This window comes from Mucilaginibacter sp. P2_D11 (assembly GCF_056404435.1).
This window is the reverse complement of sequence record NZ_JBFUEA010000023.1, coordinates 14,510-39,889: the sequence shown is the minus strand read 5'-3', so window position 1 is coordinate 39,889 and position 25,380 is coordinate 14,510. Positions and strand designations below refer to the sequence as shown.

The window sequence follows — 25,380 nt, the reverse complement described above, 5'->3', positions numbered from 1 at the left end:
TGACAAAATCCTGTAAAATCCTCAAATCCCTTAATCCTGTAAAAAATCGTGTTAAAGTTTTGATTTAACAATCGTGTGTTTATATTTGCACCGCTAATCTATAGTATTACTATACAAAAATGGACTTGTACAAACAACATCATCTGCATTTGCACCATCACCGCCCGGTGATGAATAGATAATGTATGTTTCTACGCGAAATAACAGCCCCATTTTATTATAGTACCTTAAACTCATTTTGTGAAAACACTAAAAATAGCGATCCAAAAATCGGGTCGGCTCAACGAAAAATCCGTTGAATTATTAAAGAATTGCGGCCTTAATTTTGAAAATTATAAGAGCTCGCTTATCTCCCCCGTATCCAATTTCCCTTTAGAAATCCTTTTTCTGCGCGATGACGACATCCCCGAATACGTTCAGGATGGCATTGCCGATTTGGGCATCGTAGGCGAAAACGTGATAGAAGAAACCGAAGTTGATGTTGCTTACCTGCAACGCCTTGGTTTTGGCAAATGCTCGCTAAAGATAGCTGTGCCGAATAATAACGACATAGCTACCCTGGCCGACTTAAACGGCAAAGCTATTGCTACCACTTACCCTGTAATTCTTGGAAAATTCCTTAAAAAGGAAGGTATCACCTCTGATATCCGCACCATTTCGGGTTCGGTAGAGATATCGCCGGGCCTGGGCCTCAGCGATGCCATCTGCGATCTGGTATCAACCGGCGGCACCTTAAAAAGCAACGGGTTGAAGCCTTTTGCCGATGTGATGAGCAGCGAAGCCGTACTGATTAGCAGCAAAGGCCGGGAAAACGACGACCTGATACAGGAGTTGATACAGCGCATCCAGTCGGTATTGCGTGCTAAGGAAACTAAATACGTAGTATTGAACGTTTTAAAAGACAACCTGGCGGCGGTGACCGCGCTGTTGCCGGGCGTAAAAAGCCCATCGGTAGTGCCATTGGCCGAGCCGGAATGGGTAGCAGTACACACGGTTATCCCCGAGCGCGACTTTTGGGACCGCATAAGCCAGCTAAAACAAGCCGGCGCGCAAGGCATTGTAGTGATGCCGATAGAGAAGATTATTTTATAGTTGGCAGTTTTCAGTTAGCAGTGGGCAGTTAAAAATTGCCAGATAGTAGTGGGCAGTTTGCAGAAAAACAATGCGAACTACTAAGCGCTAACTTCAAACTAAATTGCCAACTGCAAACAGCCAACTAAACGTTACTCTTACGGAGATGGAAATTTTTAATTACACGGATTTAGGTAAGGCCGAAATAGCTAAACTCGTTCAGCGCAATGTCGATCCGGCGAATGAAATTCGCGCTTTGGTAGAAGGCGTGATAGAAAACGTAAAGCAAAACGGTGATAGTGCCCTGCTGGATTACGCCCTAAAGTTTGATAAAGTTGAGTTGGATAAATTATATCTAGGCAAAGCCGAACTGCAGGAAATTGCCGCTGCGGTATCGCCAGATCAGCAGGAAGCTTTGCAAACGGCTTATGCCAATATCTACAAGTTCCACAAGGCACAGCTAAAAACAGAGGATAAGGTGGAAACCATGCCCGGCGTAACCTGCTGGCGCGAATTACGTGCGATAGAAAAAGTTGGCCTTTACATCCCCGGCGGCACAGCTGTTTTGCCATCTACGTTTTTAATGTTGGGCATCCCGGCCAGGATAGCAGGCTGTGGCGAAATTGTAGTTTGTTCGCCTCCGCAGAAAAATGGAAAGGTAAATGCCTTTATCGCCTATGTGGCGCTGATGCTGGGCATTGATAAAGTTTACCTGGTTGGTGGCTCGCAGGCGGTTGCAGCAATGGCTTACGGTACGCAAACCATTAGTAAAGTAGATAAGATCTTCGGCCCGGGTAATCAATTCGTAACCAAGGCTAAAACCATTATACAATCGACTACTACCACCGCCATTGATATGCCTGCGGGACCATCTGAGGTATTGGTAATAGCCGATGAAACTGCAAAGCCAGCCTACATTGCTGCTGATTTACTGGCACAGGCAGAGCACGGGATAGATAGCCAGTCCATATTAGTTTGCACTTCGCAGGCCATTGCCGATGCAACCTTAAAAGAAGTTGAAAAACAATTAGCCGTTTTACCGCGTGCCGAGATTGCAAGGCAGGCGATAGATAACTCTTACATTATTATCACCAACACGTTAGCCGAAGCGATGGATTTCAGCAACGAGTACGCGCCTGAACACTTGATACTGGCAACCGAAAAGTGGTCGACCATTACACCGAAGATTATCAATGCCGGCTCGGTATTCCTGGGTAATTTAACACCGGAAAGCGTTGGCGACTATGCGTCGGGCACCAACCATACGCTGCCAACCAGCAGCTATTCAAGGGCTTACTCTGGTGTGTCGGTAGATTCATTTGTAAAGAAGATCACCTTCCAGTTTTTAACCGAGGAGGGCATACAAAACATAGGCCCGGCGGTAGAGATACTGGCCGATATGGAAGGGCTGCATGCACATAGGAATGCAGTGTCAGTCCGCCTTAATAAATAATAACGTCATTGCGCGCGATAGCGCGGCAACCATCGGCAAGCAGAGCCGCTCTGCAAATCCGCCCTGCCTGCCGAGGATTGCTTCGTACCTCGCAATGACGGGTTTGATAATTTAGAATACCATTACAATGTTCGATATAAATACCCTACTCCGCAAAAACATCAAAAACCTAACCCCCTACTCGTCCGCACGAGACGAGTTCCAGGGTGAGGCCAGCGTGTTTTTGGATGCGAACGAAAATGCTTTCGGTTCGCCGCTGCCTGCTGCTTATAACCGCTACCCGGATCCGATGCAGCATGCCATAAAGCTTCGCCTGAAAGAGATAAAAGGCCTGCCGGTGCGCAATATTTTTGTTGGTAATGGCAGCGATGAAGCCATCGATATCCTGTTTCGCAGTTTTTGTAACCCGGGCGTGGATAACGTTATCATCGTGCCCCCTACTTACGGCATGTACCAGGTTTCGGCAAACATCAATGATGTAGAGACCAAAAAAGTACTGCTTACCGAAGAGTACCAGCTGGATTTGGAAGGCATTGCCGAAGCGATTGACGCGCATACCAAACTCATTTTTATCTGCTCGCCCAATAACCCTACCGGTAACTCTATAAACCGCGAGGATATAGAAACCCTGCTGGCCAACTTCAACGGTATTGTGGTGGTGGATGAAGCTTATATCAATTTCAGTCGCCAAAAAAGCTTTATACAGGAATTGACTGAATACGCTAACCTCGTGGTAATGCAAACGCTCTCCAAAGCATGGGGATTAGCCGGGCTGCGAGTGGGCATGGCTTTCGCCAGCGAGGAGATCATTGAGGTGATGAACCGCGTGAAACCGCCGTACAACGTAAATGAGGCCTCGCAGCAACTGGCGCTGCAGGCTCTGCAGAATATACAACAAGTAAACGACTGGATTAAGGTGACCCTTTCCCAGCGTGATACATTAGTACTTAAACTAAAGGAAATGGCCTTCGTACTGGATATTTATCCATCGGATGCCAACTTCATCCTCGTAAAAACCACCAACGCAACCGGCATTTACAATTACCTGGTAGATAAAGGCATCATCGTACGCAACCGTACCAACGTGGGGCTTTGCGAAGGCTGTCTGCGCATCACCGTAGGTACGCCCGAAGAAAATAACACCCTGATAGAAACCTTACAGCAATACAAATGAGCAAGCTGCAAAAAATACTCTTTATAGACCGCGACGGTACCCTCATCAACGAAACACCCGATGAGCAGATAGATTCCTTCGCCAAGCTTACCTTTTATCCCGGCGCACTGCAATACCTGCCAAAAATTGCTGCAGAACTGGATTACGAACTGGTGATGGTAACCAACCAGGATGGTTTAGGCACTTCGGTTTACCCCGAGGATACCTTTTACCCGGTGCATAACCTCATCATCAAAACCTTTGCAAACGAGGGCGTGCATTTCAGTTACGAGGCCATCGACCGCACTTTTGCCAAAGACAACGCCCCTACCCGTAAACCTGCAACCGGTTTACTCACCCAATACCTTGACGATAGAAAATACGACCTTAAAAGCTCCTTCACTATAGGCGATCGCAAGAACGATGTTTTGCTTGCAAAGAATTTAGGAGCGAAGGCTATCTGGATTAACAATAAATCGGGCCTGGGCGATGGGGAATTTCAACCGGAGGTAGACAATGACATTGCCGGCGTTGTCGCCTTGCAAACTACTGATTGGAAAGACATTTACGAGTTCCTTAAATTGGGCGAACGCGTTATCGAGCACCGCCGTACCACCAAGGAAACCGATATCTATATCAAACTAAACCTGGATGGTACCGGCGAAGCCAAAGTATCAACCGGTTTGCATTTCTTCGACCATATGCTGGATCAGATTGCCCGCCACGGCAGCATGGATCTGGAAATAACCGCCAAAGGCGACCTGCATATAGACGAGCACCATACCATAGAAGATACCGGCATCGCCCTGGGCGAGGTGATGGCCACTGCCTTAGGCAATAAAATGGGCATTGAACGCTACGGCTTTTGCTTACCGATGGATGATTGCCTGGCGCAAGCCGCTATCGATTTCGGTGGCCGTAACTGGATTGTTTGGGATGCAGAATTTAAACGCGAAAAGGTAGGCGATGTGCCTACGGAGATGTTCTACCACTTCTTCAAATCGTTCAGCGATGCCTCAAAAAGCAACCTTAATATAAAAGCCGAAGGGCAAAACGAACATCACAAAATAGAAGCTATATTTAAAGCCTTTGCCAAAGCCATAAAAATGGCGGTAAAGAGGGATGTGAATAAGATGGTTTTACCGTCTACAAAAGGACTTTTGTAGAATAGAATCAAGATGCAAGAATCAAGAGACAAGATATTTGAGCTCTCTTGATTCTTGCATCTTGACTCTTGATTATCTAAAAACATGATAGGTATAATAAGATACGGCGCCGGCAATATTTTCTCTCTTACTGCTACTTTAGAGCGGTTGGGCATTGCCTATGGCATGATCAGCACAGAAGCTGATTTTGAAAAGTACGACCGCTACATTATCCCCGGCGTGGGCCACGCGGGGGCTGCCATGCACAAGCTGGAAAGTACCGGGCTGGTGCCTGCCATAAAAGCATTGGAAAAGCCTACTTTGGGCATCTGCGTGGGCATGCAACTACTCACCAGTTACAGCCAAGAAGGCGACAGCACACTGCTTGATATCTTCCCGCTTAAAACGCTTAAGTTTCCGCAAACCGATGGCTTTAAGGTTCCGCATACCGGCTGGAACCAGGTGTTCCCCGAAAAAGAAAACCCACTTTTTGCAAATATTCCAACAGGATCACACTTTTACTTTGTACATTCATACTTTATTGAGTATGACCCATTATACACTTTATCGTCAACAAATTATATCCACCCATTTTCGGCATCAATTTGGCGGGATAATTTTTATGGCGTGCAGTTTCACCCCGAGAAATCCGGCGCTTACGGCGAACAACTATTGACAAACTTTTCACAAATCTAAAAGCAATGTATATAATCCCCGCCATTGATATTTTAAACAAAAAAGTTGTAAGGCTGCGCGAAGGCGACTATAGCCAGGTAACCGAGTATGATGTTACCCTGGAAGAAATGATAGAACGGTACCAAAGCAATGGTACCAACTTTATCCATATCATCGACCTCAACGGGGCCAAGAACGACTTTAGCAACCAGCAATACCTGTTTGACGTTATACGCAAAACAGATATGCAGGTGCAATATGGCGGTGGTATCCGTAGCATTGATAAGGTAAAGGAACTGATAGATGCCGGCGTACACCGCGTTATTGTTGGTACCCAGGCCATCACCAACCCTACTTTTTTGCATGATTTGAGCAAAGCCATCTGCGGCCGCGATAAATGCAGCGACCAGGTGGTTATTGCCATAGATGTGCTGGACGAGGTGATCAAATACTCCGGCTGGATGGAAAGTTCGCCGCTGAAACTGATGGATTACGTGGATAAATGCCTCTCATTGGGCTTCTTCCGTTTCTTATGCACCGATATCGATAAGGACGGAAAACTGGCCGGCGCGGGCGTGCAATTGTACGAAAAACTGCTCGATCATTCGCCGTTTATCAAGCTTATCGCCTCGGGCGGAGTAAGCTCCATGGCTGATATAGAAGAATTAAGCCGCATCAAAGTAGAATCGTGCGTGGTTGGCAAAGCCATCTACGAAGGGCATATCAGCATCGAAGAAGTAAAGAACTGGAATTTGGAGTCGTTAATGTCCATCTGATTTAATAAATATGTCATTGCGAGGAGGTACGACGAAGCAACCTCATAGTCCTAAGTCACCACTGTGCAATCTCGAATGTCCTATGAGGTTGCCGCGCTGCGCTCGCAATGACATGGTTTTACAAGCCTGTACTGAAAAAACCCATGCTCGCTAAAAGAATAATCCCCTGTTTAGACGTTAAAGACGGCCGCACTGTAAAGGGCGTTAACTTTGTAGACCTGCGCGATGCGGGCGACCCGGTAGAACTTGCCTGGAACTATTCCCAGCAAGGGGCCGACGAACTGGTTTTCCTGGATATAAGTGCGACGGTGGAAAAACGTAAAACCCTGGTAGAACTGGTAAAGGCCGTGGCCAGGCAAATCAATATACCCTTCACCATTGGCGGTGGTATTACCGAAATTGCCGATGCCGATGCCCTGCTGAATGCCGGAGCCGATAAAATCTCCATCAACTCTGCAGCCGTACGCAACCCGGCGTTGATAGACGAATTAGCCAAAGCATTTGGCGTTCAGTTTGTGATAGTAGCGGTAGATACACGCATAATGGGCGATAAAAACATCGTGCACCTCAATGGTGGTCGGCTGCCAACCGACAGACAAACATTGGAATGGATACTGGAAGCCGAAAGCCGTGGCGCAGGTGAGATACTGCTCACCTCTATGGATCACGACGGCACTAAGGCAGGTTTCGATAACGGACTATTAACACAGGTAAACAATGCAGTGAATATCCCTGTTATCGCTTCGGGCGGCGCAGGCTCGGTACAGCATTTTGTGGACGTTTTCCAGCGAACTAACGTTGATGCCGCTTTGGCAGCTTCGGTATTCCACTATGGCGAGATACTGATACCCGATTTGAAGACGGTTTTAAGAGAGAATAATATAGAAGTGAGGGTGTAATTCCCCTCCTTCACCCCACGCGTCATTGCGAGGCACGAAGCAATCTCTAAGCTCTACAGAGCGGATTTGCATATCGGGAGATTGCTTCGTTCCTCGCAATGACGCGGTGACAAAACAACGAGAACATGAACATCGATTTCAATAAAACAGACGGGCTAGTACCCGTTATTATACAGGACGAGCATACCCTTGAGGTGCTGATGCTGGGTTACATGAACCAGGAAGCCTACGATAAAACCGTGGCCGAAAATGTGGTTACCTTTTTCTCCCGCTCTAAAAACCGCCTGTGGACCAAAGGCGAAACCAGCAAAAACTACCTGCATGTAAAAACCATGCATATAGATTGCGACAACGATACCTTACTGATAAAAGTTAGCGCGGATGGGCCGACTTGCCACACCGGCTCACGCAGTTGTTTCCAAACAGAATATAACCAAAACTTCATTATGCAGCTGGAAGGCATCATTGCTGATAGGTATGCTAACCCGGTTGAGGGCTCATACGTAAACAAATTACGGGCAAAGGGCCTCAATAAAATAGCCCAAAAGGTTGGTGAAGAAGGTGTAGAAACTGTGATTGCCGCCCTCGCCGAAACCGAAACGGATTTAATCAACGAAGCATCCGACCTCATGTTCCACCTGTTGGTTTTGCTGCGCGAAAAGCACCTAACCCTGGAACGGATAGCTAAAAATTTAGAGGAAAGACATAAATAAGTCCAAAGCCCATAGTCGATAGTCCATAGATAGGATCTCGGCTATGGACTATGGTCCATCGACTATCGACCAAATGCACGCAATAAAAACCGCAGATTTCACCGGCCATAGCAACCCGATATTTACGCTGGAGCTTTCGCAAAAGCCGGAGATATTCTTTACGGGCGGTAACGACAAGGGGCTTGTGGAATGGAGCCTGGAGAATAACGCATTTATCAAGGTGATGTTCCCGGTGCCTGCCTCTATTTATGCTATCCATTGCCCGGTGGGTTACGCCTTGATGTTCGCTGGCTTGCGCAGTGGCGAGGTGCTGGTTTTCAATTTCATCGAGCAAAAGATAACCCATCGGCTGCGCAAGCATATCAAGCCGATATTCGATATAAAATCGATAGCCAAAAAAGATGAATTGCTGGTCGCATCAGAAGATGGCACCGTATCTGTATGGAACCTTAAAACTATGGAACCGCTTCACACCATCCAGGTTTCGCACGATACCGTCCGCTGTATAAGCGTTGATCCGGCGGAAGACAGGGTTGCTTTTGGCTGCAGGGACACTAAGGTGGTTATTTACGACACTGAGGATTATAGCCCTATAAAGGCGCTTATAGGACACACCATGGCTGTATTTTCATTGCAGTATGCACCAACCGGCGACTACCTGGTTTCGGGCGGCAGGGATGCCCAGGTGAAGATATGGGATAACAAAACTTATACGCTCATCCAGAACATTCCGGCACATCTGTTTGCGGTAAATCACATTGCCTTCCACCCTACCCGCCCCTATTTTGCTACGGCCAGCATGGATAAAAGCATAAAAATATGGGACGCCGCAGATTTCAGGTTACGCAAAATTATCAGCCGCGAAAAAGGCTATCCTTCGCACGTGCTCTCTATCAATAAACTGGCATGGAACGGTGATGACTTGCTATCCGTAAGCGACGATAAAACCATCATGCGCTGGAAAATCGACTTTTAGAAGTAGCGTTTTATTGAGTTAAGTTTGTGCGTGTAGCGCTTCAGTTCTTCAGACCATATCCCCTCGTTATCAATCATATCTATCTTCACCTTGCCCGATGCGTGGATAATTTGCCCGTTGTTCAGGATGATGCCTACGTGCGTAATCTTACCGTCGGGGTTGTTGAAGAAAGCCAAATCGCCTAGTTTGGTTTGGGCAAGGTTCTCTACCGGTTTTCCTTCAGTTGCTTGCATAGATGCATCCCGTTTAATAATGTGACCGCACAACCGGTAAACCACCTGCGTAAAGCCCGAGCAATCTATGCCAAAATGCGTGCGGCCGCCCCATAAATAGGGTGCATTTAAATAGGAGCGCGCAATGTTGGCAATATGATCGGTGTCGCCTATCTCGCCTATTATCTCGAATTTTTGATTGCCCACATAGCTGGTGGTGCCCTGCAAAAACGCCAGCGAACTGCCCGCAGAAAGGTAAACGATAGAGTTATCTTGAATTTTCCAGGCCTGCGTAACGGCGCGGTAAGTCAATGGTGCCGGCTGGCGGAGCAAATCTTTGTGGGCGATATGCCCAAGGGGGGCAAATTGCAGCCGGTCTATCCAGCCTGCATAGCCATCAATCGCAGTCAATATTTTGGCCCATTTGTTATTGTACTCCGTAACTTCAAAAGCCTCGCCAAACAAAAGCTGCGAAACCATTTCGCTGCGATCGCTCGGTTCGGCGCGCATAGGCACGATAGCAAGATTACAAATGCCGTATTCCATTGGTGTCAAGAAAGCTTTTTACGAATTGAGGTAAATAAAGGTTCAATGTACGAAAAAAGGTTATTTACAAGAATTTCTGAGGGTTTTATTTATCTGTGAGGTGATAAATTACTCGCCCCTCTCACTTACCTTCTATGCGTATATTTACAAAAGCAATTACAATAAAAAAATGAAAAACTTTTTAAAGTCACGTTAATTGCGGCAGTAATGCTTTTTACTTGTACAATAGCCAGTACGCAATCAAAAGTAGGCTATATCAATTTTGAGCAGTTGGTGAGCCAAAAGTGGCGTAATCATCGGGGCGCTGAACATCGCAGGGAATGATTACGACGGACATACGCTGGATGCCACGCTGGAACAGCTGCAAAGGCTCACCGGCCATAAACTCAAAGAAGTCTTCGTTGACCGGGGCTAACGGGGAGGGAAAAAAGTGCAGGGAACTGCTATCCATATCCCCCCAAAACTTTCAGCAGCAAACTAACAGACTATCGAAAAACTAAATTAAAGGAAAGCTTCGCCAAAAGAGCCTCCATCGAGCCTAAGATTGGTCATTTGAAAGCAGATTACCGCCTAAGCCGTAACTTTTACAAAGGAATTAAAGGCGATAACATCAATGTGATTCTGGCTGCTGCCGCAATGAACTTTAAGAGGATGATGAATATCTGGAAAGACAGTCTTTTAGCACTTTTTTCCAAGTCGTAAAGGTTATTATTGAATTCCTTGACACCCATCCCCAATATCCAAAGTATCATTTAATGACTTTTTAAGGCTCGACTAAAAAAAGTGCTCCGTCTGACCTGGAATACCTTGGTCAGTTTGAACATGGAGCGGGAGTGGATTGTACCTCATAGGTTATCAATTGATTAGCAATAGATTGCCTCATGCTATTTGTTTGAGGTATCTAATCGGTTACCGCTAGCCAAAACGTTCATTAGAACAAAGAGAGTATTGACGAATCATCAAGTAGGTTTGGCATTACCAAAACGTAACGTACTTCCTTAACGGTAATGATAAATAGGTTAAAAGAAATGATAGCCTGGACAAGTAAATCAGTTGACATCTGGATGCGGATAATTGACCTGGTTATTGAATTTGGTTATTCAAAAGATATGAGAGAGCCGGGCCCGCACTTAGTTGGTTGCAATCCCAGCGGGATTTATAGAATAATGCGATTCCGATAGGCCTTTTTTCGAACAAATGTATGAATGGATTGAAGGTAATAGGTACTTTTAAGTAAGTGGTTCGAGCCCATTCTGTGGAGCGCAAGCCATCAATTGAAAAATTGGTGACTTGTTTTATTATTGTGGGACTCTTTAATTTCAAGAGGGTCGAAATTTCATAAAATTGATAAAATCTTTGATAAAAATGGTTGGCTTTCTTCATTCAAGCATAGCAGAATATTCTCCATATATCTATATCGCCGACCTCAGATTGTTAAGGTAGTTTGGTAAATGCCCTCAATTCTTCTAGTTGTATATGCTTTTAATTCATTTAACTTAACCGGGCTTTTCGGGGATGTAATTAGGAACCAACATGATATGTTTCACACCAGACTTTGTACGAACTGCGAAGAAAGAATAATTTGTTAAATGCTGGACGATTAAGTACGTACGTCCTATTTATTATTACATTTGCTTACCAATTACAAACCTGATTATTTAAATGACCGCGCATGACGATGAACGGGCACTAATACTACGTATTATTGGAGGTGACCGCACTGCCTTTAGTGTCCTTTATTCCCGATATTTGCATATTCTTTACCGATATGTTTACTTGTTTACCAAGTCTAAGGAAACAAGCGAAGATGTTGTACATAACGTGTTTATAAAAATTTGGGAGCATCGTACATCGTTAAATTCCATAAATTGCTTTAAAGCTTACCTGTACCATTGTGCTAAGAACCTTCTGCTTGATGAGATAAGGAGGAATCAAACCAGAGAAAGAGTGCTGTCATTGATTACCGATGGTAAGGAAGAAACAGCGGAAGAACTAGAATCAAACATTATTTATGGGGAGTATTACCAAATAGCTCAGGACGCCATAAATCTTTTGCCCGAACGAAGGAAACTGATAGTAGAAATGCGCACCAAAGAAGATCTTAGCCTTGATGAGATCGCCCAAAAATTGCATATATCTAAGTTTGTAGTAAAAAAACAACTGTACACCGGCTTGCATTTTATAAAAGCTTACCTGCAAAAACACGCCGAGCTCACCTTGTTTCTCGCCTTGTTTCTCACTCCTTTCGATCTGTAGCATTTATTCCCTGGCCAAAAGAGGATTTTCTTTTCTAATACCGGCTATCCTTAAAAAAATATTTTTTTGAGGGGTTCTTTTGTTGGGTTCGTTCGTCTCTACAATAATGATGGACGAAAAATCGCTTAACGAGTTCCTGGAAAAATACGTAGCCGACCGGCATACCGAGCAGGAGCATGAATTATTTATGGAGTGGCTGAACACCGCGCCCTTAAATGAGGTACAGCACATAATTGATAAGTATCAATTTATTACCCAAAGCAAGCAGGAAGGTGAAACCGGGCAGTACGCAGGCTTGTCTCGCCGCATCGAAGAAACTATTGATGGGTTGCATAACGGGACTCAGCAAAATAAGAAAGTTATAAAATTATGGCCCTCTTTTAAAAAGATGGCATCTGTAGCCGCTATTTTTTTCTTATGCGTTTTTACCGTCATCTATTTCCTGTCTTCGCCAAACCCCGAACAGAAACTTGTTGTTAGGGCAAAGCCGATTTCAAACAGTCATAAAGTGCTTCCGGGCGGTAACAAGGCCATGCTCATCCTTGCCGATGGCTCAAGTATCATGTTAGGATCGGCACCTAACGGCGTGTTGGCAAAGCAGGCTAATATTGATATCCGTAAGGCCACAGCGGGTAACATTGTGTACGATGCATCAAATACATTAAAGCCTGGCGCACAGGCATTATATAATACTATTACTACACCGCGCGGTGGGCAATACAAAGTCACTTTATCTGATGGCACTAAGGTTTGGCTCAATGCTGCTTCATCATTAAAATTCCCTGCAGCGTTTTTGGCTACCGAGCGTATAGTTGAACTAACAGGTGAGGCCTATTTTGAGGTGGCAAAGCTTACGGGCCCTTTAGTTGCCGGGCATCCTGGCGGCCGCATTCCGTTTAAGGTAGTTACAGCCCGCCAAACCGTTGAGGTGTTAGGCACCCATTTTAATATTAACGCGTATGCCGATGAGGCAACCGTTAACACTACATTATTGGAAGGCAGCGTAAAAGTAATCCACGCTGAAACCAATTCGTCGCAGCTTTTAAAACCGGGGCAACAGGCAAGGCTACGGGATAACATCCGCGTTTTAAATGTAGACGCTCCAGATTTTATCGCCTGGACGAATGGCTATTTCACTTTTTCTCATGAAAATATCGGAAGTATTATGCGCCAGGTATCGCGCTGGTACGATATCAATATTCAATACGAAGGGGATGTTACACAAGAAGTATTTGTAGGCACCATATCTAAATTTAAAGATGTAGAACAGGTATTGCACATGCTGCAACTAACAGGATCTGTACATTTTAAAATCGAAAATGACCCGGGAGCATTAGGAAAGAAAAGAATAATAGTTATGCCATAAACAACACAGCAATGCGCTCTGGAAAATATGAAGGTTCCGCTGGCCGGCGGAACCTCAAAATGTCTGGAATTAGCATATAAATCGTCGACTAACAACCTATTAACCAATTAAAAACCAAACATTCAAATGTATGAATTTTTTTACTCAAACCGGGTATAAGCTCCCTGCTTATGCGCCAAACAAAATGCCCAACGTTGCAATTTTGAAGCTCTTTGGCTGCAATTCTGCAAATAAAAGAAAGATCATTATGCGAATAAATTTAACATTTGCTTTTTTGATTACCATGCTTCTGCAAATAAGCCTTGCCGCGGATGCTCAAAAGGTGACGCTTAAAAAAGAAAATGCCTCGCTTGAGGACGTTTTGAAAGAGATTCGGAAACAAACGAATTATAATTTTTTGTACACCGATGAGATGATGAAGGGCACAAGGCCTGTGGATGTACAATTTAAGAATGTTTCGCTTGAAGAGGCGCTTGCCTATAGTTTTTCCGGTCAGCCATTAACTTATTCCATCAGTCAGCAAACAGTTGTTATCAGGCGCTTACCTAAATCTGTACAAGATGTGGCGATACCGTTACCACCACTTTTAATTAGTGGCAAGGTGACCGATACCCTTGGGGCCGCGCTGCCCGGTGTTAATATAAAACTAAAGGGGTCAGCCGCTGGTACAACTACTGGTAATGATGGGCGTTATTCCATAACTATCCCGGATGGGAATGGCACCCTCATTTTTAGCTATTTGGGTTTCACCACACAAGAAATAAACGTAAATGGAAGAAGTGCTATTGACGTTCAGCTTAAAGAAAAGTCATCAGCACTAAATGAGATAGTTGTTGTGGGTTACGGCACGCAAAAGAAAGTGAATTTAACAGGCGCCGTTTCGGTAATACCCGGCAAGGACCTCGCCACCCGCCCGGTTGGCCAAACATCCGCTGCTTTAGCTGGTATAGCGCCTGGTGTAACAGTTGTGCAAAACTCGGGAAGGCCGGGTGGCGATGCAGCAGTCATCAGGATAAGAGGGGTAGGAACAACCAGTAATGCTGACGCATTGGTACTTATTGACGGGATAGAGGGCACTATGAACAATATAGATGCGAACATTATTGAATCGATATCCATTTTAAAAGATGCAGCGTCGGCCTCCATTTATGGTTCACGCGCGGCCAACGGCGTTATTTTAATAACCACCAAACGCGGATCGGGTAAAAAAATAAGTATAAATTACAACAGCTACGCCGGATGGCAAAGGCCAACCAATATGCCAGATGTAGTTAGCGGACTTGATCACATGCTGCTGATGAATGAGGCCTACACCAATGTTGGCAGAACGCAGTTGTATCCTAATGACCTGATCGAGCAATATCGAACTCAGAATGGCGTAAGTTCAGATAAATATCCCAATACCGACTGGCAAAAGCAGGTATTGACAGGGTCGGGTTTTCAGCAAAGCCATTTTTTAACCATCAACGGAGGTTCCGATAACATTCGTGTGTTTACATCAATAGGTTATTTTGATCAAAAAGGGATTATTGAAAATTCAAATTATAGGCGATACACCGTTCGTAACAATACAGACATCACTTTTTCGAGGAAATTAAGCATGAAGTTTGATCTGCAGTTTGTTAACGGGATCACCAGAGAACCGGCAATAGGTACCGGTAATGTATTTAACTACATGGATGGCATTCCCGCCAACCAGTTAGACCGAAATTCTAACGGTACATGGGGCATTGGCTGGAACGGGCTGAATCCTGTTGCTGCAGGTATAGTTGGTGGAACAAACCAAACCACCAGTCCATCCGGAATTATTAATGCTTCCCTAAATTATCACCCCGTTGAATGGCTAACTGCCGAGTTTACGATAGCGCCGAAACTGGGCGAAGCTATAGGCAAGAATTTTAACAAATCAATTCAAACGTATTATCCCGATGGATCAATAGGATATAAATCACCAGCTTTAACCTCCTTAACCGAAAGTAACAACCGCTCCATTTATAATAACATACGGGCCACACTAACAGCAGATAAAGGATTTGGCCTCCACACGTTTAGGGTGTTGGTTGGCGCTTCGCAGGAAGACTATCACAATGATGTTATAAGTGCATTCCGCGATACTTATATCTTACCTAATTATCCGGTGATCAATGCAGGCTCAGCCGTAAATCAGCAGACATCCGGCTCGTCGGAAGAATGGGCTCTCCAGTCATTCTTTGGCAGGATAAACTATGACTACAAGCAAAAATACCTGTTAGAAGTGAATGGACGCTACGATGGCTCTTCGCGTTTTCTTACAGGAAAAAGATACGGTTTTTTTCCTTCGGCATCTGCAGGCTGGCGTATATCACAGGAGAAGTTTATGGCACCTCTAAAAAAGGTGGTTGATGAGTTAAAGATCAGGGCATCATGGGGCCGTTTAGGCAACCAAAATATTGCTAGTGGTTATCCATATCCATCTACCACATCGGTAGATCTTGGGTCGGGTGTGCTGGGAAAACAAGTTGTAGGTGTAGCTGCGCTAAATAACCTGGCTAATTCGGATATCAGCTGGGAAACTACAGAAATGTCTGATATCGGGATCGACGCGGTCTTATTCTCCAACTTTACCATCACTGCCGACTATTATATCCGGAAAACAAAAGATATTTTATTACAGTTGGACATCCCTTTAATTATTGGCTTAAATGCTCCAGCTCAAAATGCCGGGGTGGTAAGTAACAAAGGCTGGGAAGTAGGTGTAGGTTATCGGGGAAATGTAAGCGACTTTAAGTATGGTATAAACGTTAACCTTTCAGATGTTATCAATAAAGTAGTTGATCTGCGCGGAAAAAATCAAACAGGCCTGTCGGTTTACCGGGAAGGATACGCGGCCAATTCGATATACGGCTTACAAGCTGAAGGTTTCTTTAAAGACGCGCAGGATGTAGCCGGCCACGCAAAACAATTCGGTACAGTAGCCCCCGGCGATCTTAAGTATAAAGACCAGAACAACGACGGTATTATTAACGATAATGACAAGGTGGTTTTGGGGAGCACCATTCCACGATACACATTCGGAATTGCTTTTAACGGCTCTTACAAGGGCCTCGATCTGAGCTTTCTGTTACAAGGCGTTGGAAAGGGTAACTCTTACCTTTTCGGCCCGGGTATTATGCCATTTAGCGTAGGTAATTTGGGCGGCACCATTCTGGAACCTAATAAAGACCGGTGGACACCCGCTACACCTAATGCCAAGTATCCGCGGCTTGCCTTCGGTGAATCAAACAACGAGCAAAACTCAAGCTTTTGGATGAAAGATGCTTCTTACATGAGGCTTAAAAATATCCAGTTAGGATACACCTTCCCGGCTTCCATCTCCGGTTTGGCCGGGATCAAAAAGCTGCGGTTGTATGTAAACGGATCAAACCTGTTCACCCTTGATAATTTCTGGGATGGCTTTGATGTAGAATCTCCTGTTGGAACGGTAAGCGTTTATCCGCAGGTTAAAGTTTACAGTTTTGGTTTAAGCGCTAATTTTTAATTTTTTAAAGATGAAAAAGCATATAAAGTATTTTTTATTAATCACGATACTGGTGTTTGCAAGCACAGCTTGTAAAAAAGATTACCTGAACAAAGTGCCCTTATCGGGCCCCTCAAATCAATCGTTCTTTACCAGCCAGGACGAACTGGTGCTAGCCGTGAATGGTATATACAGTTCAATGGCCATTAGCCCGAGCGATGGTATGCCCTATAATATGACGATAGACGCGGTGACTGATATTAACTGGGACCGTAATACAAGCGGCCTGCAGGCTATAGGTAGAGGGAACCAGGATAGTAATAGCGACTATGGTTTGAACCTGTGGAGCTCTTTTTACAAACTTATTGCCCGGTGTAATTTTATACTGGATAATGCAGAGAAGGTAAAATCTGTAACAACACCGGCAATTTTTGCCAGATCGGTTGCAGAAGCGCGGTTTGGAAGAGCTTACGCCTACCAAAACCTGATAGAACTTTACGGCGGCGTTCCGCTTGTAACCAAAGTGCTGGCGCTAAGCGAGGCTCAGGTACCAAGAAACACCAAAGACGAGGTATTAACTTTTGTACTGGCCGAATTGGAAGATGCGTCAAAAGACCTGCCGGTAACTTATGGCGCAGTTGATGTTGGCCGCGCAACTAAAGGCGCTGCACTTGCTTTAAAAGCCCGCGCAGCATTGTTTAATGGCAAATGGGACATTGCCGCTGCGGCTGCCAAAGCGGTAATGGATTTAAATACTTATGCACTGCATTCCAGTTTTAGCGACCTGTTCACTTATAACGGTCAAAATTCAAAAGAGATCATTTTTTCTCTGCAGTATTTAAAAACTGCAAAAAAAACACATTCGGTACCCCGCAACCTGTTATCCAGGAACGGGCAGGGCACGTCTAACAAAGTACCATCACAATCACTTGTGGATTCCTACGAATGTACCGATGGATTAACGATTGATCAATCGCCGCTGTATAACCCCGCTAAACCATTTTTGAACCGCGATCCGAGGCTTGGTTTTACTGTAGCCCTACCCGGTTCGGTTTATTTCAATTATCAATTTGAAACCCATAAAGACAGCCTGAAGTGCTGGAATTATAACACCAGCCCTGCAACAAGGGTGGATAACCAGGACGCTCTGAACGCATTTGCCACGTTTACGGGATATTGCTGGCGCAAATATGTTGACCTGACGGACAAGGTAGATGTAGCCAATTCAGAAATGAACATTATCGTGGTAAGGTACGCCGAAGTATTGCTAACCTATGCGGAGGCTAAAATAGAAAGCGGTACGGTAGATGCAAGCGTTTACGCTGCTATTAACAGCGTAAGGCAAAGGCCGGGCGTAAACATGCCGGCAATCCCATCAGGCTTATCACAGGCCGAACTCCGGTCTGTTGTACATAAAGAACGGATGTACGAATTTGCGATGGAGGGGCTGCGTTTATTTGATATCAGACGATGGAAAATAGCGGCACAGGTGATGACCGGGCCTTTTTATGGCCGCATACCTAAAGGGTTATTGGCTAGCGCCCCTGTTATTGATGCTAACGGCATTGCAAATTATACCAATGTACCTAATAGGGCAGATATGCGCGTAATAGAAACCAGGCTGTTCAATGTTAACCGGGATTACTTGTGGCCTATCCCTAATATCGAGATCGTTACCAATCCTAAGCTCACACAAAACCCTGGTTACTAAACCGTAGGATAATGTTTAAAACGGCCTGCTGATATTTATAGCAGCAGGCCGTTTCTTTTACTATTGAATTTTAAGTGTTCTTCTAATAAACAATTAGTTATGAAAAAACATCAAAGAGCCATAGTCTTGCTTGTAATTGCCCTAAGCTTTTTTGTTGTGCCGTGCGCACATGCGCTAAAAGGGCCTGATATTGAGGTAGACGTATGCGTGTACGGCGGCACATCCGCAGGGGTAATTGCGGCGTACACGGCAAAAAAAATGGGGAAAACTGTTATACTGATAGAGCCTGGTAAACATTTAGGTGGGATGACATCCGGCGGTTTGGGCTACACTGATATTGGCAATAAATATGTAGTTACCGGCCTTGCCCGCGATTTTTACCGCCGTGTTGGCGATCATTACAAAAAGTTTGAGCAGTGGGTGTTTGAACCCAAAGTAGCAGAAGGCATATTTAATGATTACGTAAAACGGGCGGGTTTTAGCGTTATGTATAATAACCGCATTATCAAAGTAAATAAGGCTGGAAATAAACTGCAGGAAATAGTTGTGGAAAATACTACGCTGCCTGCTGCCGCTAACCATAGCTCAATAAAGGCTAAGGTGTTTATTGATTGTACTTATGAAGGTGATTTGATGGCTATGGCAGGTGTTGCCTACAGCGTTGGGCGGGAAGCTAATAGCCAGTATAATGAAACCATTAATGGTGTAGAATTAATGGATGGCCACCAGTTTCCAGGGGGCATTGATCCATATATAGTATCCGGCGACGCCAAAAGCGGACTACTATGGGGCGTAGGCAATCAGCAATTACAAACAACAGGAGCGGGCGATAAAAAGGTACAAGCTTATAATTTCCGTATCACCTTAACCAATGTGCCCGAAAATCGCATTGCTATAACCAAGCCCGAAAATTACGATCCTAAGAAATATGAGCTGTTAATACGCCTGAAAGAAAAAAAGCCCTGGAAAGGGCTAAGCGATGTGTTTATTTGGAGTATAATGCCCAATGGCAAAACAGACATAAATAATAAAGGCGGTTTTTCTACCGATATGATTGGGATGAACTGGGAATACCCGGATGCTGATTATAACAAAAGGGCCGTACTATGGAAAGCTCATGAAGATTACACAAAAGGACTTTTATATTTTGTTGGGAATGATCCCCGCATCCCGGCCAACATCAGGGATGAAATGCAAAAGTGGGGGTATCCGAAGGATGAGTTTACCGATAGCCATAACTGGACACCGCAACTCTATATCCGCGAAGCGCGGCGTATGATTGGTGAACTGGTAATGACCCAACACTATTGCCAGGGAAAAGAGGTAGCAACTGACGGGGTTGGCATGGCGGCTTATACAATGGATTCGCATAATTGCGACCGCCTAGTTGTAAATGGGGAGGTGAAAAACGAAGGCAATGTGGAGGTAGGTGGTTTTGGGCCATATCCAATTTCCTACAGGGCAATAATTCCAAAAGAAAAAGAGGCCGATAATTTATTTGTGCCGGTATGTTTATCGGCTACTCATATTGCTTACGGCTCTATCAGGATGGAACCCGTATTTATGGTACTCGCGCAATCTGCTGCGGTAGCCGCTTGCCAGGCGATCGATAAAAAGATACCCGTGCAGCGTGTAAACATTGCGGCGGTACAGCGCATGCTAAAAGCCGACCCCCTTGCAGATAAAAGTGTGCCGGAATTGTTAGTTGATAATGAGGATTCCAATCAAGTGCAAATAACCGGCGATTGGAAAATGGGTAAAAATGGCGGTTACGGCCCATCATTCCTTTTAGACACCTCTAAAGCTGCTTCGGCCGCCTCTGTGCGGTTTATGCCAATAATCGTTAAAGGTGGAACTTATCATGTCTATTCTTATTTTCCGAAGGTTAAAAACGCTGCGGCTAAAACGATGATAGTTATTTATGATGGGGAAAAGGAGATAGAAAAAGTTATAAACCAGGCGGATATACAAGTGCAGGGCCAAACATCCGGCGAATGGGTATCGTTGGGTGAGTATCAACTGCCGCGCGGGAAAAAGGCTTACGTGCAGATATCAAATCAAAATGCGGATGGGGCTATCATTGCCGATGCAATTTTGTTTATTCCTGTAAAAAAAACCTCTAAATAACATTCGGCATCATGTATATACTAAATTTTAAAATAAGGCTTTTACTGGTTATCTTTTTGGGTTTTAATCTGGCCACTAAGGCAAAGTTAAGCGTAGCTGCCATTAAAAGCCAAAAATACGACCTGGTAATTGTTGGCGGTACACCTGCCGGCATCATGGCTGCTATATCTTCCGCCAGGCTGGGGAAAACATCCGTTATACTAGAGCGTACAGCTCATGTTGGCGGCCTGCCTGCCAATGGGCTGGGGGCAACCGATATTGCTACCCGTGGCGTAACCACGGGTTTGTTTACCGAGTTTGTAACTCGCGTTAAAAAGTATTATACAGATAGGTACGGCGCTGAATCTGAACAGGTTAAAGCTTGCAGCGATGGTTATCATTTTGAACCATCAGTTGCGGAGAAAATATTTGGAGAGATGCTAGCGGAGTACAGTAAAAAAATTACAGTGCTAACAATGCGTCAGTTTGATGCAGAACCACAAAATATTGAGGTGGCAAATGGCAAAATAACCCGCATAACTGTATTGAACAGGGAGACAAAAAGTAATGAAGAATTTATTGGGAGTGTGTTCATAGACGCTACGTATGAAGGCGATTTAGGCGCGGCGGCAAAAATACCTTTTAGGGTTGGCCGCGAAGGCAAGGATGAATTTAATGAGCCCGGCGCAGGCCGGGTTTACAAACACTGGCAGGGCGGTGAAGGTGAAGGTAGCACCTATCAGGCAGATAATGCGGTACAATCGTATAATTACAGAATTTGCCTTACTAACGACTCGGCTAACAGCGTAACTATCAAAAAGCCTGCTAAGTACAATCGGGACGAGTATGTATCTTTAATAGAGGATGTTTGGACGGGCAGAAATACCGGCTACCAAATGCAGCAGGTAACCGCTGCTATGATGGCAGATAACCGCAAAACACTTGCAAGCGGTGGTGTTACACAGATACCGGGAGATAGATGGGGAATTGGTAAGATCACTAATATGGTGACCCTGCCAAACCGTAAAACAGATGGTAACAACCAACACATGGCATTTATATCTACAGATTTGCCCGAAGAAAACTGGCCCTGGCCTACCTCAAGCTGGAACTGGAGGGACGCTTTTGCCGAGCGGCTAAAAGACTATACACTTGGGCTTATTTACTTTGCCCAAAATGACACAGAACTGCCGGAGAGCTTTCGCAAAGCTACAAGGCAATGGGGGCTTGCTAAAGATGAATATATTGATAATGGCAATTTTCCACGCCAGGTTTATATAAGGGAAGGGCGCCGTTTTGAAGCAATGTATTTTTTTACAGCAAAGGATGCTACCGCAGTGTCGCCCGGTAAACGCCCGCCTGTGCATTCCTCAAGTGTTACGGCAAGTCATTACGCCCTCGATTCGCACGCTGTAAGAAAACGCGAACCCGGCAAAATTCATCTTGATGGATTTATTAGTTACCCTACATCCGTTTATACCGTGCCGTTAGGTGTAATGGTTCCGCGCCAGGTTAGTAATTTAATTTTGCCGGTGCCGGTATCGGGCAGCCATATCGGGTTTTCTACCATCAGGATGGAACCCTGCTGGATGGCACTTGGCCAGGCGGCAGGCGTAGCGGCATCATTAGCCATTGACGGGCACAGCCGTATCAGCGATGTAAATAACAGCCAGCTACAGGATAAGCTGATAGATCAAAAAGTAACCCTGATATATTTTAAAGATATTGACCCTTCATCTTCCGATTTTAAGATGGTGCAATTTATGGGTTTAAAAGGCTATTTACCAGAATGGGAGGCGCGTTTAGATGCACCTATTGATAGCAAGCAGCTCCTGTTGTGGAAAAAACTGTCAGGGCTTAAAATTTCTTATCCTGAAAAAAATCTCATCACGCGCAGACTAATACTGGCCGGCATTTATAAATCATTAAAATAAATCGCTTGTTATTGAAAGGGACGAGTAAGATCACACACCATTTAGTTTTTGTGCAGATGTGCTCCATTTAGCCGGATCGGTTTGCCGTTAAGACTTATAAACTTTCTGGTGACCTGTTGCCCTTGCTGCCTGATAGGTCACCAGAAGAATGCGATTTATTGAATAATTTGGAGGCGCCCGGAAACAAAAAACGCCTTAAATGATGCATTTAAGGCGTTTTGAATCGTTTGATATATTAAGTGCGGAGAGCTAGGGATTCGAACCCCAGGACCTGTTACAGTCAACAGTTTTCAAGACTGCCGCAATCGACCACTCTGCCAGCTCTCCGGGGACAAAAGTACAAATCCGGGCCGAATTGCCAAACCCGATGTTAACTTTTTTTAAATTACTTGTAAACTCCTGTACGCCATTGATTTATTTGCGCGGCGCATTAGTTTTTGCGGGTGTAGGCGCCGTTTTGGGGGCACGGAAGCTGTTGTACCGCGGCTTAACAATGCGGATATTTCGCTTGGAAAGGTCAACGCTGGCATTAAGCTCGAAACCGATAAGCAGGATGAGCGAATTTAGGTACAGGTATATCATCACCACGATAAGCGTACCTATAGAACCATAAACCTTATTGTACGACGAGAAATTGTTGGTATAATACGTAAACCCTATAGAGGTTAAAACAGCCAGCGAGGTGGCCAGGATAGAGCCGGGGTTCACAAATTTCCAGCGTTGCTTGTTAGATGGGCCGTAACGGTACAATATGCAGATACTCACGAAGAATATAGCCAGGATGATTATCCAGCGCGAAAGGGCGATAAGGTAAAACCAAAAATGCGACTCGCTATGCAGTTGATGCTGTATGAAGGCTATTACGGCCTGCCCTGCTATCATAATAACGATAGCGATCAACAACGCTATACTGATGATAACTGTGAGCAGAAGCGCTATAACGCGCCGTTTGAGCCAGGTACGTGTCTCTAATATCAACGATGATTTATTGAAAGCCTGCATCAGGTTGCTTACGCCGTTTGTGGCAAAGTAAAGTGCGGTGGCAAAACCCAAAGAAAGCAACTTGCCATTTTGTATGCTCACGATATCTACAATGGTAGACTGGAACGCCAGGTAGGCATTGGTAGGCATAATAACGGCAAACAAACTGAGCAGATACTCCTGGAAATTGCTTACAGGTATATAGGCTATCAGCGTAAACAGAAAAATGATTGCCGGGAAAAGCGCCAGCATAAAATTATAGGCAAGGGCTGCAGCGCGGTTGGTGAGCGATGTTTGCTGTATCTCTTCTATAAAAAAAACAACCACCGTGTAAAGCGGCAACGGCCTGAAACCGGGTATGTAAACAGATTTTGCCCAATCGGTTATGTAGTGGTAAAACTTAAAATGGCTTAAAAAGCGGTGTATCCATTTCATTATGGATAAAATTACTCAAAAAAAGGCTTCAATTTATCAATAAATTCGGGCGATGGCAGGCAGGGCCGGTTTGTTTTCATATTAATGAAGGCCAGAAGCGTTTCGCCGATGTGTATCAGCTCATCCTTTTCGTTATACAATTCGTATTTGAAGTGGATTTTTACGCCGGGCATTTTGGCCATGGTGACTACGATGGTAATTTCCTCGTCGTACCGGGCGGGTTTAAGGTATTTGCAATTCAGCTCCAGCACAGGCATCATAATGCCCGATGCTTCCATGCCTGCATACGTAAGCCCAAGGCTGCGCAGCATCTCTACACGGCCCACCTCGAAGAACTCTGCGTAGTTGCCGTAGTACATATAGCCCATCTGGTCGGTTTCGCCGTAGCGCACCCTTAGTTTGGTGGTATGCTGAAACATTAGCGAAGGATATTCCTGTCGTTCAAGGCCTGCTGGAATTTATGTGCATTAATCCTGTGCTGGGCTTCGTTATCGGCAAAATTGTGGTAGCCGGAGAAATCTTCCTTGGCGCACATGTAAATATAGCTGCTCGGTTTAAAATCCAATACCGAATTGATGGCGTTCACCGATGGCATCATGATTGGGCCGGGAGGCAATCCTGCATACATATAGGTATTGTAGGGCGAATCTTTCATCAGGTCGCGCCCTAAGACACGTTTAATGGTAAAGTCGTTCACCGCGAAAATAACAGTGGGATCGGCCTGCAATTTCATCCCTTTTTTAAGGCGGTTGAGGTAAAGGCCGGCAATAGCGGGCATTTCGTCGTCGTGCAAGGCCTCCGAGTCTACTATGGATGCCAATACCGATACCTGCGCAGGTGTGAGGTTAAGCGCATCGGCTTTTGCCTTACGTTCAGCAGTCCAGAATTTCTGGTAGTTGGCGTACATTTTCGTAAAGAATTTATCCGGCGTGGTGTTCCAATAGGATTCGTACGAATTGGGGATGAACATGGTGTACACGTTCTCGGTGGTAAAGCCGTATTTCTCTACAAAGGAGGCAGAATCCAACAGACGCAGGAAGCTTACCGAATCCGGTTCGAGCTTTTTGGCCAGAAAACCCGCGAACTGGGCCTTTAACCTGATGTTATGGATAGCCAGTTTTACCGGTTCCTGGTTGCCGGCCTTCAGCATATTGATAAAATTGCGGTTGCTCATGCCCGCGGTAAGGCGGTATTTGCCCGGTTTTACACGGGTGGTGTAATTCATGTCGTGGGCTGCCTTGACAAAGGCTGTGGTATCGTTTACGATGCCTTGGTCGCGTATGGTTTTATACACCTCATCAAAGCCCGCCCCGGTATGGATGTACAGGTACTCCTGCTTATCGCTCACGTTGGGGCCAAAATAACGCAGGTAGTAGAATACGCCTGTACCCGCCAGCGATAAGACGATGATGACCACCAGCGCGATGATGAATTTTTTGAACGTGCCGTCCGAAGATTTTTGCTGTTTCGACATGG

General features: G+C 45.1%; 19 protein-coding genes, 1 tRNA gene and 1 pseudogene. 16 read left to right on the top strand and 5 right to left on the bottom strand.

Annotated elements, in window-relative coordinates; all coding sequences use genetic code 11:
* Window positions 1-240: 240 nt before the first annotated feature.
* The 9 genes from hisG to AC1DXC_RS25020 all read left to right on the top strand — a co-directional run bounded on the left by hisG (window position 241) and on the right by AC1DXC_RS25020 (window position 8,861).
* Window positions 241-1,092 carry an ATP phosphoribosyltransferase gene (hisG, locus tag AC1DXC_RS25060; RefSeq protein WP_477461918.1) on the top strand — a complete coding sequence of 284 codons (852 nt, stop codon included), beginning with the start codon at window positions 241-243 and terminating at the stop codon, window positions 1,090-1,092.
* Between the two features lie 145 nt (window positions 1,093-1,237).
* The gene (gene hisD / locus AC1DXC_RS25055; RefSeq protein ID WP_477461917.1) at window positions 1,238-2,524 is read left to right on the top strand and encodes a histidinol dehydrogenase; all 1,287 of its coding nucleotides are present in this window, start codon (window positions 1,238-1,240) and stop codon (window positions 2,522-2,524) included.
* Between the two features lie 127 nt (window positions 2,525-2,651).
* Window positions 2,652-3,698, top strand: a complete 1,047-nt coding sequence (gene hisC / locus AC1DXC_RS25050; RefSeq protein WP_477461916.1) for a histidinol-phosphate transaminase — start codon at window positions 2,652-2,654, stop codon at window positions 3,696-3,698.
* Window positions 3,695-4,843 (top strand): bifunctional histidinol-phosphatase/imidazoleglycerol-phosphate dehydratase HisB, encoded by a 1,149-nt coding sequence (gene hisB, locus AC1DXC_RS25045; RefSeq protein ID WP_477461915.1) that lies wholly within the window; start codon window positions 3,695-3,697, stop codon window positions 4,841-4,843. The genes hisC and hisB overlap by 4 nt, the downstream gene beginning before the upstream one ends.
* Before the next feature lie 84 nt (window positions 4,844-4,927).
* Window positions 4,928-5,518 (top strand): imidazole glycerol phosphate synthase subunit HisH, encoded by a 591-nt coding sequence (hisH, locus tag AC1DXC_RS25040; RefSeq protein ID WP_477461914.1) that lies wholly within the window; start codon window positions 4,928-4,930, stop codon window positions 5,516-5,518.
* A gap of 5 nt (window positions 5,519-5,523) precedes the next feature.
* Window positions 5,524-6,273, top strand: a complete 750-nt coding sequence (locus AC1DXC_RS25035) for a 1-(5-phosphoribosyl)-5-[(5-phosphoribosylamino)methylideneamino]imidazole-4-carboxamide isomerase (RefSeq protein WP_477461913.1) — start codon at window positions 5,524-5,526, stop codon at window positions 6,271-6,273.
* A 143-nt stretch (window positions 6,274-6,416) separates the two neighbouring features.
* Window positions 6,417-7,172, top strand: a complete 756-nt coding sequence (hisF, locus tag AC1DXC_RS25030) for an imidazole glycerol phosphate synthase subunit HisF (RefSeq protein ID WP_477461912.1) — start codon at window positions 6,417-6,419, stop codon at window positions 7,170-7,172.
* A gap of 125 nt (window positions 7,173-7,297) precedes the next feature.
* A complete protein-coding gene (gene hisIE, locus AC1DXC_RS25025) occupies window positions 7,298-7,885 on the top strand; it encodes a bifunctional phosphoribosyl-AMP cyclohydrolase/phosphoribosyl-ATP diphosphatase HisIE (RefSeq protein WP_477461911.1) in 588 nt (195 codons plus the stop codon).
* A 73-nt stretch (window positions 7,886-7,958) separates the two neighbouring features.
* The gene (locus tag AC1DXC_RS25020; RefSeq protein ID WP_477461910.1) at window positions 7,959-8,861 is read left to right on the top strand and encodes a WD40 repeat domain-containing protein; all 903 of its coding nucleotides are present in this window, start codon (window positions 7,959-7,961) and stop codon (window positions 8,859-8,861) included.
* On the opposite strand, the gene AC1DXC_RS25015 is transcribed toward AC1DXC_RS25020, so the two are convergent.
* Window positions 8,858-9,583, bottom strand: coding sequence for a C40 family peptidase (locus AC1DXC_RS25015; RefSeq protein ID WP_477461909.1), 726 nt, complete (start codon window positions 9,581-9,583; stop codon window positions 8,858-8,860). The genes AC1DXC_RS25020 and AC1DXC_RS25015 overlap by 4 nt on opposite strands.
* A gap of 537 nt (window positions 9,584-10,120) precedes the next feature.
* Here AC1DXC_RS25015 and AC1DXC_RS25010 point away from each other — a divergent pair.
* The 7 genes and pseudogenes from AC1DXC_RS25010 to AC1DXC_RS24980 all read left to right on the top strand — a co-directional run.
* Window positions 10,121-10,321 (top strand): annotated as a pseudogene (locus AC1DXC_RS25010) (transposase); the annotation flags it as partial.
* A gap of 960 nt (window positions 10,322-11,281) precedes the next feature.
* Complete coding sequence (locus AC1DXC_RS25005; RefSeq protein WP_477461908.1) at window positions 11,282-11,875, top strand: RNA polymerase sigma factor; 594 nt, start codon at window positions 11,282-11,284, stop codon at window positions 11,873-11,875.
* 106 nt (window positions 11,876-11,981) lie between these two features.
* The gene (locus tag AC1DXC_RS25000) at window positions 11,982-13,241 is read left to right on the top strand and encodes a FecR family protein (RefSeq protein ID WP_477461907.1); all 1,260 of its coding nucleotides are present in this window, start codon (window positions 11,982-11,984) and stop codon (window positions 13,239-13,241) included.
* 283 nt (window positions 13,242-13,524) lie between these two features.
* Window positions 13,525-16,758 (top strand): TonB-dependent receptor, encoded by a 3,234-nt coding sequence (locus AC1DXC_RS24995; protein WP_477461906.1) that lies wholly within the window; start codon window positions 13,525-13,527, stop codon window positions 16,756-16,758.
* Between the two features lie 10 nt (window positions 16,759-16,768).
* Window positions 16,769-18,448, top strand: coding sequence for a RagB/SusD family nutrient uptake outer membrane protein (locus tag AC1DXC_RS24990; RefSeq protein ID WP_477461905.1), 1,680 nt, complete (start codon window positions 16,769-16,771; stop codon window positions 18,446-18,448).
* Between the two features lie 99 nt (window positions 18,449-18,547).
* The gene (locus AC1DXC_RS24985) at window positions 18,548-20,575 is read left to right on the top strand and encodes an FAD-dependent oxidoreductase (protein WP_477461904.1); all 2,028 of its coding nucleotides are present in this window, start codon (window positions 18,548-18,550) and stop codon (window positions 20,573-20,575) included.
* Window positions 20,576-20,586: 11 nt separating this feature from the next.
* Window positions 20,587-22,488: an FAD-dependent oxidoreductase gene (locus AC1DXC_RS24980; protein ID WP_477461903.1), complete on the top strand. Its 1,902-nt coding sequence runs from the start codon at window positions 20,587-20,589 to the stop codon at window positions 22,486-22,488.
* 242 nt (window positions 22,489-22,730) lie between these two features.
* Here AC1DXC_RS24980 and AC1DXC_RS24975 read toward each other — a convergent pair.
* From AC1DXC_RS24975 to mltG, 4 genes are all read right to left on the bottom strand, one after another.
* A tRNA-Ser gene (locus tag AC1DXC_RS24975) sits at window positions 22,731-22,815 on the bottom strand.
* Between the two features lie 87 nt (window positions 22,816-22,902).
* Window positions 22,903-23,904: a YihY/virulence factor BrkB family protein gene (locus tag AC1DXC_RS24970; RefSeq protein WP_477461902.1), complete on the bottom strand. Its 1,002-nt coding sequence runs from the start codon at window positions 23,902-23,904 to the stop codon at window positions 22,903-22,905.
* Window positions 23,905-23,915: 11 nt separating this feature from the next.
* Entirely contained in the window at window positions 23,916-24,323 is a 408-nt protein-coding gene (locus AC1DXC_RS24965; protein ID WP_477461901.1) for an acyl-CoA thioesterase, read from the bottom strand.
* On the bottom strand, window positions 24,323-25,378 hold the full coding sequence (mltG, locus tag AC1DXC_RS24960) for an endolytic transglycosylase MltG (protein ID WP_477461900.1): 1,056 nt from the start codon (window positions 25,376-25,378) through the stop codon (window positions 24,323-24,325). Before mltG ends, AC1DXC_RS24965 begins: the two co-directional genes overlap by 1 nt.
* Window positions 25,379-25,380 lie beyond the last annotated feature (2 nt).